Origin of the sequence: Roseibium sp. (genome assembly GCF_039982295.1) — a bacterium.
In the GTDB taxonomy this organism is placed as follows: domain Bacteria; phylum Pseudomonadota; class Alphaproteobacteria; order Rhizobiales; family Stappiaceae; genus Roseibium.
Genome location: NZ_JBDWYP010000064.1, coordinates 154593 through 169498 on the forward strand (window position 1 = coordinate 154593; position 14906 = coordinate 169498).

The 14906-nt window shown below is 55.1% G+C and carries 15 protein-coding genes; 11 read left to right on the forward strand and 4 right to left on the reverse strand.

Translation table 11 applies throughout. The annotated features are described in order from the left end of the window. The first annotated feature begins 126 nt into the window (after window positions 1-126). Both ABJZ52_RS13625 and ABJZ52_RS13630 read left to right on the forward strand, forming a co-directional pair. Window positions 127-804 (forward strand): YggS family pyridoxal phosphate-dependent enzyme, encoded by a 678-nt coding sequence (locus ABJZ52_RS13625; protein ID WP_348187797.1) that lies wholly within the window; start codon window positions 127-129, stop codon window positions 802-804. A 248-nt stretch (window positions 805-1052) separates the two neighbouring features. Then, complete coding sequence (locus ABJZ52_RS13630) at window positions 1053-1283, forward strand: hypothetical protein (RefSeq protein ID WP_348191447.1); 231 nt, start codon at window positions 1053-1055, stop codon at window positions 1281-1283. A gap of 122 nt (window positions 1284-1405) precedes the next feature. On the opposite strand, the gene ABJZ52_RS13635 is transcribed toward ABJZ52_RS13630, so the two are convergent. Beyond that, window positions 1406-2848, reverse strand: coding sequence for a TrkH family potassium uptake protein (locus ABJZ52_RS13635; RefSeq protein ID WP_348191450.1), 1443 nt, complete (start codon window positions 2846-2848; stop codon window positions 1406-1408). 375 nt (window positions 2849-3223) lie between these two features. On the opposite strand from ABJZ52_RS13635, the gene ffh reads away from it, so the two are divergent. The 4 genes from ffh to rimM are packed head-to-tail and all read left to right on the forward strand — an operon-like array spanning window position 3224 to window position 6106. Further along, window positions 3224-4765, forward strand: a complete 1542-nt coding sequence (gene ffh / locus ABJZ52_RS13640) for a signal recognition particle protein (RefSeq protein ID WP_348191453.1) — start codon at window positions 3224-3226, stop codon at window positions 4763-4765. Window positions 4766-4767: 2 nt separating this feature from the next. Continuing rightward, a complete protein-coding gene (locus tag ABJZ52_RS13645) occupies window positions 4768-5091 on the forward strand; it encodes a chorismate mutase (RefSeq protein WP_348191481.1) in 324 nt (107 codons plus the stop codon). A 20-nt stretch (window positions 5092-5111) separates the two neighbouring features. Beyond that, complete coding sequence (gene rpsP, locus ABJZ52_RS13650) at window positions 5112-5516, forward strand: 30S ribosomal protein S16 (protein WP_348191456.1); 405 nt, start codon at window positions 5112-5114, stop codon at window positions 5514-5516. 47 nt (window positions 5517-5563) lie between these two features. After that, window positions 5564-6106 (forward strand): ribosome maturation factor RimM, encoded by a 543-nt coding sequence (gene rimM / locus ABJZ52_RS13655; protein ID WP_348191459.1) that lies wholly within the window; start codon window positions 5564-5566, stop codon window positions 6104-6106. Here rimM and ABJZ52_RS13660 read toward each other — a convergent pair. Beyond that, on the reverse strand, window positions 6067-6561 hold the full coding sequence (locus tag ABJZ52_RS13660) for an antibiotic resistance protein VanZ (RefSeq protein WP_348191462.1): 495 nt from the start codon (window positions 6559-6561) through the stop codon (window positions 6067-6069). The two genes, rimM and ABJZ52_RS13660, sit on opposite strands and share 40 nt — an antisense overlap. Window positions 6562-6698: 137 nt before the next feature. Between ABJZ52_RS13660 and trmD the strand changes: the two genes are divergently transcribed. The 5 genes from trmD (at window position 6699) to ABJZ52_RS13685 (ending at window position 12271) form a co-directional block, all read left to right on the forward strand. Then, on the forward strand, window positions 6699-7406 hold the full coding sequence (trmD, locus tag ABJZ52_RS13665; RefSeq protein ID WP_348191465.1) for a tRNA (guanosine(37)-N1)-methyltransferase TrmD: 708 nt from the start codon (window positions 6699-6701) through the stop codon (window positions 7404-7406). Window positions 7407-7660: 254 nt separating this feature from the next. Next, window positions 7661-8131: a 50S ribosomal protein L19 gene (gene rplS / locus ABJZ52_RS13670; RefSeq protein WP_348191468.1), complete on the forward strand. Its 471-nt coding sequence runs from the start codon at window positions 7661-7663 to the stop codon at window positions 8129-8131. A 280-nt stretch (window positions 8132-8411) separates the two neighbouring features. Then, entirely contained in the window at window positions 8412-9824 is a 1413-nt protein-coding gene (gene leuC, locus ABJZ52_RS13675) for a 3-isopropylmalate dehydratase large subunit (RefSeq protein ID WP_348191471.1), read from the forward strand. Window positions 9825-10114: 290 nt separating this feature from the next. Next, entirely contained in the window at window positions 10115-10672 is a 558-nt protein-coding gene (locus tag ABJZ52_RS13680) for an HNH endonuclease (protein ID WP_153771613.1), read from the forward strand. Between the two features lie 165 nt (window positions 10673-10837). Beyond that, window positions 10838-12271, forward strand: a complete 1434-nt coding sequence (locus ABJZ52_RS13685) for a pilus assembly protein TadG-related protein (protein ID WP_348191474.1) — start codon at window positions 10838-10840, stop codon at window positions 12269-12271. A 68-nt stretch (window positions 12272-12339) separates the two neighbouring features. Here ABJZ52_RS13685 and acs read toward each other — a convergent pair whose 3' ends face one another. Continuing rightward, on the reverse strand, window positions 12340-14277 hold the full coding sequence (acs, locus tag ABJZ52_RS13690; RefSeq protein ID WP_348200047.1) for an acetate--CoA ligase: 1938 nt from the start codon (window positions 14275-14277) through the stop codon (window positions 12340-12342). A 144-nt stretch (window positions 14278-14421) separates the two neighbouring features. Further along, window positions 14422-14820 carry a DUF1761 domain-containing protein gene (locus ABJZ52_RS13695; RefSeq protein WP_348191952.1) on the reverse strand — a complete coding sequence of 133 codons (399 nt, stop codon included), beginning with the start codon at window positions 14818-14820 and terminating at the stop codon, window positions 14422-14424. Window positions 14821-14906: the final 86 nt, after the last annotated feature.

A 14906-nucleotide genomic window follows, 5' to 3' on the forward strand; every position in this document is an offset into this window, starting at 1 on the left:
TCAACATGATTGCAGGAAATTGTCTGCATTTTCGCGACAGTTGCGGCAATGCTTGCAATTTGACCCGGCGCGACCTTATCAGAAGCTTGCCTCAGGAAAGTTTGGCAAAGGACAAGGGTGATCGATATGGCGGAAACGGCAACTGGCCGGCTGGACCAGGTTCTCAGCGATATTCGTGCGGCTGAGGCCGAAAATGGTCGCACGGCAGGGAGCGCAACCCTCGTCGCGGTTTCCAAGACATTCGATGCGGATGACATCCGCCCGGTTCTTGCGGCGGGTCAAAGGGTTTTCGGCGAAAACCGGGTTCAGGAGGCGATGGGTAAATGGCCTGCGCTGCGCGATGAGTATTCCGGTGTTGAGCTGCATCTGATTGGTCCGCTTCAATCCAACAAGGCGAAAGAGGCGGTCGCCACCTTTGATGTCATCCATACGATTGATCGAGAGAAGATAGCGAAAGCCCTCAAGGCAGAAATGGTGAAGCAGGACCGTGATCTACCCTGCTTCATTCAAGTCAATACTGGCGAAGAGCCCCAGAAAGCTGGCATTTCGCCCGCTGATCTCGATGCTTTCGTCGCCACTTGCCGGGATAATGTCGGGCTTAATGTGATCGGTCTGATGTGTATTCCACCGGTGGAGGAAGCACCGGGACCGCATTTCGCCTTGCTTCAGAAAATGGCGTCGAGAAACAATCTCACGCAGTTGTCCATGGGCATGTCCTCCGACTATGAGATTGCCTTGGCTTTTGGTGCGACCCACGTCAGGGTGGGGTCCGCCATTTTTGGTCATCGCGACTATCCGGTTTGACTGCTTTCGAAGTTGAGAAACAAACGAATGCAATTTCTGGTCTTATTTTGGTCTCATAGGCTTGAATGTGACCGCGTCTTGACGAGGCAATGGCGGGACGCCGATGAGTGCCAAGACAAGATCACAAGACGTCCTTAGCTTCGCCATCCAAGCGGCATCTTGCCACGGCAGGTTTCCAATTGTTTCGACACCCCGGGTTCTCCGAGTGTCGGAACATAAATCCAAACCTGTTAGTGGGAGTAACATCCATGTCTAAACGTCTTGCAGCAGCAGTGGTTTTCGGTGCCTTGACGGCTTCGAGCGCAGCCTTTTCTCAAGGTGTAACCTTTGAAGCCGTTGACGGTGATCAGGATGGCTTTCTGACATTCTCCGAAATCTCGTCCGCAGTGCCGGCGGTTACGGAAGATGTCTTCAAGGCCGCGGATTCCAATCAGGACGCAGTTCTAAGTCCTGATGAGTTTACCGCTCTCGGCCTCTAGGCCCGCGGTGACTCGAGACGCTTGAGCGATATGCTCAGACAGGCGTCAAAAAGAGCAAAAAGCCCTCGCCAGCCGGACGCGGTTGGTGAGGGCTTTTTGCTGTTTTCAAGCAGGTATTTGGCTCAGTTGCCGGTCCAGAAATCGGGTGTAAGGATGACGAGCCCGGCGATGATTTCGAGCCGACCCAGGATCATTTGAATGGCCAAGAGCCATTTCACGCCATCGGGCAGGCTCTCAAACGTTCCGGATGGTCCGATGATCGAACCGACACCGGGGCCAACGTTGGCGAGCGCGGTGATTGATCCGCTGAAGGCGGTCAAAAGGTCTAGCCCGAAACAGGTATAAGCGAGACCGAACACGGCGAATGTTCCCGCGTAGAGCACTGCGAACACCAGGACGCCCTCCATGACAGAAGGATTGACAGGTTTGCCGTCATAGCAAGGCTGCAAAACCCTGTTCGGGTACATCATGCGGCGCAGCAGCACACGGACGAAGCTGAGAAGCAGTGCGACGCGAAACATCTTGAACCCGCCTGAGGTCGATCCGCTGCAGCCGCCCAGAAAGGTCAGGAAGAAGAATATCGCGATGACCAGTGTGCCCCATTGAAGATAGTCGCGTGCGGCATATCCGGTGGTGGTGATCACGGACACCACATTAAAGACGGAAATCGTGAAAAGATGGAAGGGCGTGTCGTTCTGAAGCCATTTCTGGCTGAGGAAAATCACGAAACTCGCGATTGCAATGATCACTCCAAAAAGCAGGATCTGCTTCCGATCATCGGGATGTTTGCCTTCAAGACTGCGGATCAGGAATAGGAAGGGGATGCTTGAGCAGAGCATGAAGATAATCGACACCCAGTAGACGGACGTGCCTTCGAACTGTCCGAAGGAACTGTCCGATGTCGAATATCCTCCTTTTGAAACGGTGGTCATGGCGTGATTGATCGCCTGAAAAACGGTCATGCCGCAGATTAGATAAAGCAGCGTGCATATCAGCGTCAGACCACCGTAAAGCGTGAGAAGCCGAATCAGGAACGGCTCAATACGGCCATAGGGCTTGGTCGTATTTTCAGAGGATTCCAATGCGAACAGGTGGCTTCCGCCGACGCGCAACCCCGGCAACAGCCAGATCCCGACGACGATGATGCCAATACCGCCGATCCATTGCAGAAGGGAGCGCCATAACAAGATACCGGGCGGCAGATGATCGAGGCCGCTCAGAATGGTCGAGCCAGTTGTCGTCAAACCTGATGCGGCCTCAAAAAAGGCGTCGGTAAAACTGATGCCGAGACCGCTGCTATAGAGGGGAAGGGCGCCAGCAACACAAAAGGTTATCCAGGCCGCGTTCACGAGCAGAAAGGTCTCTCGTCGGCGTAGTCCAGGTGTATGGCCTGCAAAAGCTGCTGTGGCCAGTGCCCCGACGCAACCAAGAACGAGTGCCGAGACGAAAAAGACGAGCCAGTCCGGATTGTGAGCGGCGAGATCGGCGCCGGCCGGAATGAGCATGAAGACGGCAATAAGGATCAAAAGCCTGCCGATGGGGAGCGCAACCGCGCGGTAGTTCATGTCTCGATGTCCCTTTATACATGGCGCGCCTTGGCCCGCGCATGATTTTGGACGTATTGATATGCGATGCTTATTGATCCAACCGCGCCGCAAAGCAAGTGTTGGAGCCCCAACGCGCATGCATGGCTGTTCAGGACCGAGAGCACCGGCTTTTCCTTGACTCCCGGCAGTAATTGGGTCATTACCCGCCCCAACTCCATATGAGTGACTACATTTCGAGCCGCCGACCGGGACCCGTAAAGGTGTAAAGAGATCCCGGAGGTTACCACCCGACAGCGCGATGCGCCCTCGGGTGTGTTTCTGCTTTGCGCGGTTTCTTGCAGTCCCCATATGGTCGGGAGATCATCCCGGAATTGCAACGGTAAGGACCTTTTTATGTTCGAAAGCCTGTCCGATCGACTGAGCGGTATATTCGACAAGCTGACCGGCCGCGGAGCGCTGTCGGAGAATGACGTCAACGAGGCGCTGCGCGAGATCCGCAGAGCGTTGATCGAGGCTGATGTCGCGCTGCCTGTCGTTCGCTCGTTTACGGACAAGGTGCGTAATCGTGCAGTTGGCGCTGAAGTCGTCAAATCGGTCACGCCGGGGCAGATGGTCGTCAAGATCGTCCATGACCAGCTGATTGAGATGCTGGGCGCGGAGAGCCAGGGCGTCGACCTGAATGCGGCAGCACCTGTCGCGATCATGATGGTCGGACTTCAGGGCTCAGGTAAGACGACGACCACTGCGAAGATCGCACGCCGCCTGACCCAGCGCGACAAGCGCAAGGTCCTGATGGCATCGCTTGATACGCGCAGACCGGCTGCTCAGGAGCAGCTCAAGGTTCTGGGTGAGCAGAACGACGTTGATAGTCTGCCGATCATCGAAGGGCAGGGTCCGGTCGAGATTGCCAAGCGCGCGATGACCGCTGCGAAGCTTGGCGGTTATGACGTGGTCCTGCTCGATACGGCGGGTCGAATCCACATCGACGAGCATCTGATGGTCGAGATGGCCGACGTGAAGGCTGTTGCCGATCCGCATGAGATCATCCTGGTTGCTGATGCACTGACCGGTCAGGACGCAGTCAATCTCGCCAAGAACTTTGACGAGCGTGTCGGCATTACCGGCATTGCGCTCACCCGTATGGACGGCGACGGCCGCGGCGGTGCGGCGCTGTCCATGCAGGCCGTGACGGGTAAGCCGGTCAAACTGATCGGTACGGGCGAAAAATCCGACGCGCTTGAAGACTTCCATCCCAAGCGGATTGCCGACCGGATCCTTGGCATGGGCGATATCGTTTCGCTCGTCGAAAAGGCGGCAGAAGCCATTGATGCGGAAAAAGCCGCTGAAATGGCGCGCAAGATGCAGAAGGGTCACTTCGATCTGAACGATCTTGCGGAACAGCTCAAGCAAATGGAAAAGCTGGGCGGCATGTCGGGCATGATGGGTATGCTTCCCGGTGTCGGCAAGATGAAGAAGCAGATCGAGGCTTCGAACATCGACGACAAGATGTTCAAACGCCAGGTCGCGATCATCCAGTCCATGACAAAGACTGAAAAGCGCAAGCCGGAGTTGCTCAAGGCAAGCCGCAAAAAGCGTATTGCCGCCGGTGCCGGCGTGGATGTTTCCGAGGTCAACAAGCTTCTGAAGATGCATCGCCAGATGGCGGACATGATGAAGAAGATGGGCAAGGGCAAAGGCATGCTCGGCAAGATGATGGGCGGCCTTACCGGTGGCATGGGTGGTATGCCGAATGTTGATCCCAAGCAGCTCGAGGAAATGGCCAAGTCCGGCCAGCTTCCCGGCGGTATGGAGATGCCCAAGGGCCTTCCAGGCGGTCTGCCTCCGGGCATGCCCGGATTACCGGGTCTTGGCGGTCCGAAAATGCCGGGTGGCCTCGGCGGTCTGCCGGGCATGGGGAAAGGCAAGAAAAAATGAGTGTGAGCGATGCGGAAAGCCAATTGGGCCAATCGTCGGCCATCAATGAGCTGAAATTGCTGAGATCTTCGATCGACAACATCGATACGTCGCTCGTCTACATGCTCGCTGAACGTTTCAAATGCACCCAGAAGGTGGGTGTCCTGAAAGCAACCAATGACCTGCCGCCGGCCGATCCGGCGCGGGAGAAGGTTCAGATCGAACGCCTGCGCCAGCTTGCGGTGGATGCAAATCTCGATCCTGATTTTGCCGAAACCTTCCTGAACTTCATCGTGAAGGAAGTCATTCGGCACCATGAAGCCATTGCCGCTGAAACCGGCAAATGAACAAACTGGAGAACTGAAAAATGGCTACGAAAATTCGCCTTGCACGTGGCGGTTCCAAGAAGCGCCCATACTACCGCATTGTTATCGCAGACGTTCGCGCACCGCGCGATGGCCGTTTCATCGAAAAGGTTGGTTCCTACAACCCGATGCTGCCGAAGGATTCCGAAGACCGCGTTCAGCTGAACGTCGAGCGCATCCAGCACTGGATCGCTGCTGGCGCACAGCCGACCGATCGCGTTCACCGTTTCCTCGATGCTGCCGGTCTTTTGAAGCGTGAAGCTCGCAACAACCCGAAGAAGGCACAGCTTGGTCAGAAGGCACAGGAACGCCTTGACGCCAAGAAGCAGGCTGAAGAAGACGCAGCCGCTGCTGCAGCAGAAGCTGCTGCCGCCCCTGAAGGTGGTGAAGAAGCTGCTGCTGAATAAGATGCAATCTGGTCTGCGCCGGACGGCTATGAGGATGGCACCACAACATGGGTGATGTCGACAAGGACATGGTCCTCATGGCTCGCATTGGCGCGGCCCATGGCATCCGAGGGGAAGTGCGGGTCAAAGCTTTTGGCGATGACCCGCTTTCCTTTACCGACTACGGGACCCTGGTCACGAAGGATGGCAAGCGGACTTTCGAGGTCTTGCGCGCGCGTGTGCAGAAAACAGTCGTTGTGACCCAGTTCGAGGGGATCAAGGACCGGAACCAGGCTGAAGAGCTGAATGGTCTTGAGCTTTATATCTCCAGGGATCAGCTCCCGGATCCGGAAGAAGACGAATTCTACTATTCAGACCTCACCGGTCTTTCTGTTCTTGATGGGAATGGAGAGGCGCTGGGTAAGCTTGTGGCGGTGCAGGATTTCGGCGCAGGGGATCTGCTGGAAATTCGGCCTGCACGCGGAAAGACTTTCTACGTGCCCTTCACAAAGGCCTTCGTTCCGCGCATCGATCTAGAGGCCGGAGAGATTTCGGTGGATTTGCCTGAGGACTACTTCTCTGATGAGCGTCCGGCAGAAGAGTCCGATTGAAATGGCTCAAGGCCCATGCCTTTGAGGTCGAGTTCGACAGGCTGGCTTCGAATGACCTGTTTTTCTTCTGAACGGATAAGCGCAATTGCGGCGACGACCATCGCAACGCCAATTCCATTGGCGACCGCATCCGACAGGGATGCCTGATGGTGGGGTACGAATGCCTGCACACCTTCTCCAACGAGCCCCATGACAAAGGCGACTACGGCGGAAATACGCAATCTGCAACAAAACAGTGTGTGGATGGACAGAGTTAGAAGCGCATAGAATCCAACGTGTATGACCTTGTCGTAAGGGTGTCCCACTCCGGTGTTGAAAACCAGTCCCACCAGAACACCGAATACGATCAGCGCCGCGAGCGGCAGCAAGCGACTCAGAGAGACGTCGAGATAGTGTTGGTCAACGCGGCTCTGAATGAAACCGGGCAATTTGAAACGCAAAGTTGGCACAGCCATGGACTCCAGGGACTTTGGGACTAGCTTCAGCGTTGAAGATTAATCCAATGCTACTTGCGCGGGGCATTCTGCAGGCGTTGCGGGAAAATAAAATTTAAGGTTAACAATACCTTATTCGAGCGTAGCGGAAGAGAACCATGACATTCAAGGCAAGTATCCTGACGCTTTATCCGGAAATATTTCCTGGCCCGCTGGGACACAGTTTGTCAGGACGGGCATTGGACAACGGGCTTTGGGAGCTGGAGGCCCAGCAAATACGCGATGTTGCGACAGACAAACACAGATCCGTGGACGATACGCCGTCGGGCGGCGGCGCCGGTATGGTTTTGCGTGCTGATATTCTCGCGAAAGCGATCGATACTGCAGCACCCGCGGCTGATCCGCGCCCGCGGATCCTTATGAGTCCGCGGGGCCGGCCTCTTACCCAGCAACGGGCTCACGAGTTGGCCGAGGGGCCTGGCGCGATTATCGTTTGCGGGCGTTTTGAGGGCGTCGACCAGCGCGTGATTGATGCGCGTCATCTCGAGGAAATTTCGATCGGTGATTACATTCTATCGGGCGGCGAAATCGGGGCCATTACGATGCTGGATGCTGTCGTTCGGTTGATACCCGGCGTCATGGGTAACATGGAGAGCGCGGCGACGGAGAGCTTTGAGACTGGTCTGTTGGAGCATCCGCAATATACAAGGCCTGCAGACTTTGAGGGCCATCGAATTCCGGACGTTCTGACCTCGGGCAACCACAAGAAGATTGCCGAGTGGCAACATGAGCAGGCGAAAGACCTGACCCGGGAACGCCGCCCCGACCTGTGGCAGAGCTATATCTCTGCGGATTCAGACGACTAGCCTTCGCCATGGCTGCTTTTTCCAGCCAAGAGCTTGATCGGATTCAGAATTCACATGACAAGCGCGCGATCTTGATGTATCACGCGCGGCGAATGGATCCGATGGGGATTTTCGTGTGTTTTCGTGCGGACGTTTCGTGGCTACGGCCAACATTGATCCTGGAGCATTGTCACATGGCCCGAAGACGGTGAATCCGTCCCGCTTTTCAAGTTGGACGCTCTGACCGCTTTGCTAAATCAAAAGGGAAATATGCCATGAACATTATTGAACAGCTCAACGCCGAAGAAATGGCGAAGATCGAAGAAAAGCGCAAGCTGCCGGAGTTTTCTCCTGGCGACACGATCAAGGTCAATGTTCGCGTTACGGAAGGCACACGTACCCGTACGCAGGCTTACGAAGGTGTTTGCATCTCCCGTTCGGGTGGCGGCATCAACGAGAGCTTCACCGTTCGCAAAATCTCTTACGGCGAAGGCGTGGAACGTGTGTTCCCAATCTATTCCCCGATGCTTGAAGGCGTTGAAGTGGTTCGCCGTGGTAAAGTTCGCCGTGCGAAGCTTTACTACCTGCGCGACCGTCGCGGTAAGTCTGCTCGTATCGTTGAAGCAACGAACGCTCGCGCAAAGCGCCTGAACGAAGCAACCCGCGCTGACGCAGCGGCTGCAAAGGCAATCAAGGCCGCTGAAAAGCAGGCTGAAAAGGATGCGGCAGAAGCAGCAGCCGAATAAGATCGGCGTTCTTTTGCAGAATTTGAAAAGGCGGTCCTTCAGGGCCGCCTTTTTTGCATTGATAGGCACACTCGCCCGATTTGCGGCGGTTTCAAGCTCACTTGACAAAAGCTCAAGTCAATCCGCTTGACCTCACGACCTTCAATGAGTCATTGAATTGCGGGAGAATGGGGAGATGCATTTGACGCCGCATCTTTCAGGGACGGTCCAAACGCCAGCGGTTTAGTGCTGCTTCGCGACGATAAAGAACAAGGACCGCCCAGGTTTCAGGAGAGAACCAATGACGAAAGCCAGGACGCTTTACGACAAGATCTGGGATGACCATCTGGTCGACATGCAGGACGACGGCACAGGCCTGCTTTATATTGACCGCCACCTCGTTCATGAAGTGACCAGCCCACAGGCCTTCGAGGGCCTGCGGATGACCGGCCGCAAGGTGCGTCAGCCGCAGAAGACGCTGGCAGTTGTTGATCACAATGTGCCGACAACGGACCGCAGCCTGCCCAATCCGGACCCGGAGAGCGTGACACAGATTGCGGCTCTTGCGGATAACACCCGCGAGTTTGGCATCGAGTACTATGACGCCTACGACAAGCGTCAGGGTGTCGTGCATATTGTCGGGCCGGAGCAGGGCTTCACCCTGCCGGGCATGACGATTGTCTGCGGTGACAGCCATACGTCGACGCATGGCGCCTTTGGCGCGCTTGCACATGGCATCGGCACGTCTGAAGTCGAGCACGTTCTTGCGACGCAGACGCTGATTCAGAAAAAAGCCAAGAACATGCTGATCCAGGTGAATGGCAAGCTGCCTGACGGCGTGACCGCCAAGGATATCATCCTTGCGATCATCGGCGAGATCGGGACTGCTGGCGGCACTGGTTACGTCATGGAATACGCTGGTGAAGCCATCCAGTCGCTGTCTATGGAAGGTCGTATGACCATCTGTAACATGTCGATCGAGGGTGGCGCGCGTGCCGGCCTGATTGCCCCTGATGAGACGACTTTCGAATATATCAAGGGACGTCCGAAGGCGCCGACGGGCGAAGCTTGGGATATGGCCGTTGAATACTGGAAGAGCCTTCGCTCGGACGAAGGTGCCCATTTCGACAAGGTGGTAACGCTGGATGCCGCAAATCTGCCGCCGATTGTTACCTGGGGATCTTCGCCCGAGGATGTAACCTCGGTCACGAGCGTTGTGCCCAATCCGGATGACATTGAAGACGAAAACACGCGCAAGTCGAAGTGGCGTGCCTTGGAATACATGGGGCTGGAACCTGGTACCAAGATCACGGACATTCCGGTTGACCGTGTCTTTATCGGGTCTTGCACCAATGGACGGATCGAGGATCTGCGCGCAGCTGCTGCGATGGTTGGTGATCGCAAGGTGAGTGATCACGTCAGCGCAATGGTCGTTCCAGGTTCCGGTCTCGTCAAGGAACAGGCTGAAGCCGAAGGCCTGGACAAGATCTTCAAGGATGCCGGTTTTGAGTGGCGTGAGCCGGGTTGCTCCATGTGCCTTGCCATGAATGCGGACAAGCTGAAGCCGGGTGAACGTTGTGCCTCAACATCGAACCGCAACTTCGAAGGTCGTCAGGGCTTCAAGGGCCGGACGCATCTGGTGTCGCCAGCCATGGCTGCTGCCGCTGCGATCGAGGGCAAATTTGTCGATATTCGCGATTGGCAGACGTCGTGATTCGATCCAAATTTTGAAAAATTCACGGGCGCCCCAAGGGCGCCCGTTTTTATTTGTCCTTGGTTTCCCTAGACGGAATTTCGACGCCTCAGGCGATAGCGATAAAAAATCAAAAGGTTAACCTTTGTTAATCCTGTGTTTTCGTTGCTTTTGAACAAGTGCCTGACAAGTTGATTGCAGGCTTCACAAGAGTGTCACCAGCGCTCTACAATACTCTTGTCTCATGAGGACTGATCCTGTTGTCTGAATGACCGGATGGCAGGCCATTCGACAGGCATGAGGAGCGGAAGGTGACGATTGCGGTTACGTCGGGTGCCCATCCGGCATTGGTACTGAATGCCGATTATCGGCCCCTGAGTTATTATCCCTTGTCCCTTTGGTCCTGGCAGGACACGGTCAAGGCTGTCTTTCTGGACCGGGTGAACATCGTTTCGGAATATGAAACAGCGGTTCGAAGTCCGAGCTTTGAATTTCGGCTTCCGAGCGTTGTTTCCCTCAAGACATTCGTCAAACCCAGCAGATATCCCGCCTTTACACGCTTCAATGTATTTCTCCGCGACAGATTTCAGTGCCAGTATTGTGGTACGAAGGATGAGCTTACCTTCGATCATCTCATTCCTCGCTCCAAAGGTGGTTTGACCACCTGGGAAAACGTGATCACCGCCTGTTCGCCGTGCAATCTGAAGAAAGCCAACAAGTCCTGCGAACAGCTGAACATGTGGCCGATGCACATGCCGTTTCAGCCGACCATCCAGGACCTGCACAACAACGGCCGGGGCTTCCCGCCGAACTACCTGCATGAGAGTTGGCTCGACTTCCTGTATTGGGACACGGAGCTCGAACCTTAGGGCCGGACAGAGATCAGGCTTCTGCGAGATGCTGCCTATATGTCTGCCAGGGTCAAGATTCTCCCGCTTTTCCGTGAGGTGTTAACGGTATCTCTCTGGTCAATTTTACTAAAATGAAAGCCCAATGACTTAAGGATCTTCCGTAAGTGACCCGGAGACCCAACTATGTTCATGGTTTTTCCCAGACAGATTGCCTGCAGCTTGCAAAAATTTGCCGATGATACGCGCGGCGCAATCCTGCCTATCTTTGCCGTGATGAGTCTCGTCGTCATCGTTGTCGCTGGCGCAGGGATTGACTATGGACGCGCGATCAACGACCGCGAAGTTATGGTCAACGCACTAGACGCGGCCGCGCTGGCGGTGGCTGCGGAGCTGTCCACCACTATCATGAGCGACGATGAGATCGAAGAAATGCTGGAGGAGGTTTTCGCGGCCAATCTGGACTCCCTCGGCCTTTCGGCTGCGGCCGTCAGCAACATGGATTTTACGGTCGATCCGGACGAGGGTGTCGTTTCTGTATCCACGTCGATCTCGGTGCCGACCTATTTCATCGGGCTTGGCGGAATTGGTCCGGACTATATCGACGTTGCAGGCGCAACGGAGGTCAATTATTCGAAGTTTGATGTCGAACTCGCGTTGATCCTCGATGTGACAGGCTCGATGAAAAACGACATAGATTCTCTACAAGAAGCTGCACAGGAACTTTTGGATACGCTTATTCCTGATGACACATCTGATTCAGACAGCAAGGTTCGAATCTCGATTGTGCCCTATTCTCAGGGCGTTAATCTTGGGTCTTATGCTGATGATGTCACCGATGACGTTGCCGGAAATGGTAATTGTGTGACTGAGCGGCCGGGCGCTGAACGTTTTACGGATGCGATCTACAACTATGACGGTGAAGATTCGCTTTTCTTTAAAGGGGCTGGCGACGCTCTTATCTACAACGGTTATGAAAGTAGTCCCTGGGGAGAAGCGTGCCCTGATGAAAAGTTAATTCCCTTGACTTCCGACAGAGAGGTTTTGTCAGACGCAATTGAAGACCTAGCCGCGTCAGGTGGCACCGCAGGCCAAACTGGCATTTCCTGGGGCTGGTACACTCTTTCGCCTAACTGGGCTTCTCTTTGGCCTTCAGACAGTGCGCCAGCTGAATACAGTGATGATGATGTTTTGAAATTTGCAATCGTTATGACAGACGGTGATTTTAACAATTATTTTGATGAAGTAGAGACTACAGTTACTGAAGAAGATTGTAACTGGGAGTTGCTTCAAAGAAAAAATGGCAAATATAAATGGAAATATGTATGCACTGAAACAGAAACAACCGAAGATGTGTGGACGGAGGATTACAATGAGGATGCTACTATTAGCGATGAATCTGCGGTTCGTGGTCTGAAATTTTGTGAGCAAATGGCAAGCAATAATATTGAGGTATTTACGATCTATTTTGAAACAGCCGGTTCTGATTTCGGAGAAGAATTGATGGAGCAATGTGCCTCTGAAGATAGCAATTTTTACTTTGCAGATTCACAAAATGAATTGGTTAACGCATTCGGTAATATCGCAAAGAAGATCCAGTCGATCTATCTGGCAAAGTAATCATCAGATTTCAGGTCATAAAAAAGGCGCGTCGTTGGACGCGCCTTTTGTTGTTTGTGGGGGGTGCCTTAGCCGCGGTTCTGACGATTGTCGATCAGATCGTCGACAACGGCAGGATCCGCCAGGGTCGAGGTATCACCGAGGTTGTCGAAGCTGTCTTCGGCGATCTTGCGCAGGATGCGGCGCATGATCTTGCCGGAACGGGTCTTCGGTAGGCCGGGCGAGAACTGGATCAGGTCCGGAGACGCGATCGGTCCGATTTCAGAGCGAACGTGCTTCACCAGTTCCTTTTTCAGGTCATCCGTCGGCTCCTCACCTTCCATCAGCGTGACATAGGCGTAGATGCCCTGCCCCTTGATGTCGTGCGGATAACCGACCACAGCGGCCTCTGAGACCTTCTGGTGGGCGACAAGCGCACTTTCGACCTCTGCCGTGCCCATACGGTGGCCGGAGACATTGATGACGTCATCCACGCGGCCGGTGATCCAGTAATACCCGTCTTCATCGCGGCGGCAGCCGTCACCGGTGAAGTAGAGACCCTTGTAGGTGGCGAAGTAGGTCTGAACGAACCGCTCGTGATCGCCAAAGACCGAGCGCATCTGACCGGGCCAGCTGTCGGTGATGACCAGGTTGCCCTCTGTGGCTCCCTCCAGAAACTGTCCTTCCGCATCCACGATGGCGGGTTGGACGCCGAAAAATGGGCGAGTCGCTGAGCCTGGCTTCAGTGCTGTTGCGCCGGGAAGCGGTGTGATCAGGATGCCACCGGTTTCGGTCTGCCACCAGGTGTCGACGATGGGACAGCGCTTTTCGCCAACCACATTGTAGTACCAGTTCCAGGCTTCCGGATTGATCGGCTCACCGACGGAGCCCAGCAGCCGCAAGGATTTGCGCGACGTAGCGGTGACGTGTTCGTCGCCGGCGCCCATCAGCGCGCGAATGGCTGTTGGGGCCGTGTAGAAGATGTTGACGTTATGCTTGTCGCAAACTTCCCAGAACCGTCCCGGACCTGGATAGGTCGGCACGCCTTCAAACATCAGGGTTGTCGCACCGTTGGCCAGCGGTCCATAGACGATGTAGCTGTGGCCTGTGACCCATCCCACATCTGCCGTGCACCAGTAGACGTCGCCATCATGATAATCGAAGACATATTGGTGGGTCATCGAGGCGTAGACGAGATAGCCGCCGGTCGTGTGCAGAACACCTTTGGGCTGACCTGTCGAGCCAGAAGTATAGAGAATAAACAGCGGATCTTCCGCGTTCATTTCCACGGGTGCGCAGTGATCTGACACCCGATCGGCTTCTTCATGATACCAGACGTCGCGACCGTCTTGCATCGTGATGTCGCCGCCAGTGCGCTTGACGACGATGACGCTGTCGACCGGCGCCTTTTCGACAGCCTTGTCGACGTTGGCTTTCAGGGGAACCTTGCGTCCGCCGCGCAGACCTTCATCGGCCGTCACGATGCACTTGCTGTCACAGCCTTCGATGCGCTGGGCAAGACTGTCTGGCGAGAAACCGCCAAAGACGATGGAATGTACCGCTCCGATGCGCGCGCAGGCTAGCATCGCATAGGCCGCTTCAGGGATCATCGGAAGGTAAAGCGTGACGCGATCACCTTTCTTGACACCCTGGGAATGCAGGACGTTGGCGAAGACATTCACTTCGTGATGAAGCTGCTTGTAGGTGATGACCTTGCTTTCGCTCGGATCGTCGCCTTCCCAAATGATTGCAGGCTGGTCGCCACGGGTCTCAAGATGCCGGTCCACGCAGTTGGCCGACACGTTGAGCGTTCCATCCTCGAACCACTTGATGTCCACGTTGTGGTAGTCGTAGGAGGTGTTCTTCACCTTGGTGTAGGGATTGATCCAGTCGACGCGCTTGCCATGCTCGCCCCAGAAACCCTCGGGGTTCTCGACCGACTGCTTGTACATCTCCAGGTACTTCGCATTGTCCACATGAGCCCGCTCCGCGACCTCGGCAGGCACGGGGAATACATTGTCCGACATGTGATAACCTCCCAGACATCACTAAAAGGGCGCATGCCCAAACGGCAGACCCGACGTTGTCGGCCACATTATGCGCATGCACCCACACAGCGTCCATACGCAAGGGTTGGTACTTTCGTAGGCGTCAACCTTGGTCGAAGAGGGCTAACCGATCAGACCTATGATGGTGCCCTGAAGCATCAAGACTCCGAGCCAGTGGCCACAATCAATCAACGTCAGCGACCAGGGTGCGCCCTGAAAACGGTGATTGACGATCTGGCTGGTCAGAATGAAACCGGTCCAAACCATTCCTGCGGAAATCAGTCCGGTCTTCAGGTTTGTTCCACCGACATGATAGATCACGCCGGCCAAAACGAAGGCCATCAGAAATTGGCAGACAAAGGCGATTGCCATTGTCACCGGCGCCGGCTTGGTCTGTTCAGGCGAGAGGCTTGCGGCCTTCATCCACGCCTTGCCAAGCGCGCCATACCAGATCGCACCAAACACAAATGAGCCAGCGGCAGCGGCCAGCACAGCCAAGAGATTGATACCGTCGAACATCATGATCGGTCTCCCCTTTCGATCAATGAGTGATGACTTAAGTCAGATTTGGATTTTATTGCAACTCTGCTGAAGAGACGCGAAATTGT

Bases quoted from the DNA above. Each gene is read 5' to 3' on its own strand.
- ABJZ52_RS13625 (WP_348187797.1), top strand. From the start codon at position 127: ATGGCGGAAACGGCAACTGGCCGGCTGGACCAGGTTCTCAGCGATATT.
- ABJZ52_RS13630 (WP_348191447.1), top strand. From the start codon at position 1,053: ATGTCTAAACGTCTTGCAGCAGCAGTGGTTTTCGGTGCCTTGACGGCT.
- ABJZ52_RS13635 (WP_348191450.1), bottom strand. From the start codon at position 2,848: ATGAACTACCGCGCGGTTGCGCTCCCCATCGGCAGGCTTTTGATCCTT.
- ffh (WP_348191453.1), top strand. From the start codon at position 3,224: ATGTTCGAAAGCCTGTCCGATCGACTGAGCGGTATATTCGACAAGCTG.
- rpsP (WP_348191456.1), top strand. From the start codon at position 5,112: ATGGCTACGAAAATTCGCCTTGCACGTGGCGGTTCCAAGAAGCGCCCA.
- rimM (WP_348191459.1), top strand. From the start codon at position 5,564: ATGGGTGATGTCGACAAGGACATGGTCCTCATGGCTCGCATTGGCGCG.
- ABJZ52_RS13660 (WP_348191462.1), bottom strand. From the start codon at position 6,561: ATGGCTGTGCCAACTTTGCGTTTCAAATTGCCCGGTTTCATTCAGAGC.
- trmD (WP_348191465.1), top strand. From the start codon at position 6,699: ATGACATTCAAGGCAAGTATCCTGACGCTTTATCCGGAAATATTTCCT.
- rplS (WP_348191468.1), top strand. From the start codon at position 7,661: ATGAACATTATTGAACAGCTCAACGCCGAAGAAATGGCGAAGATCGAA.
- leuC (WP_348191471.1), top strand. From the start codon at position 8,412: ATGACGAAAGCCAGGACGCTTTACGACAAGATCTGGGATGACCATCTG.
- ABJZ52_RS13685 (WP_348191474.1), top strand. From the start codon at position 10,838: ATGTTCATGGTTTTTCCCAGACAGATTGCCTGCAGCTTGCAAAAATTT.
- acs (WP_348200047.1), bottom strand. From the start codon at position 14,277: ATGTCGGACAATGTATTCCCCGTGCCTGCCGAGGTCGCGGAGCGGGCT.
- ABJZ52_RS13695 (WP_348191952.1), bottom strand. From the start codon at position 14,820: ATGATGTTCGACGGTATCAATCTCTTGGCTGTGCTGGCCGCTGCCGCT.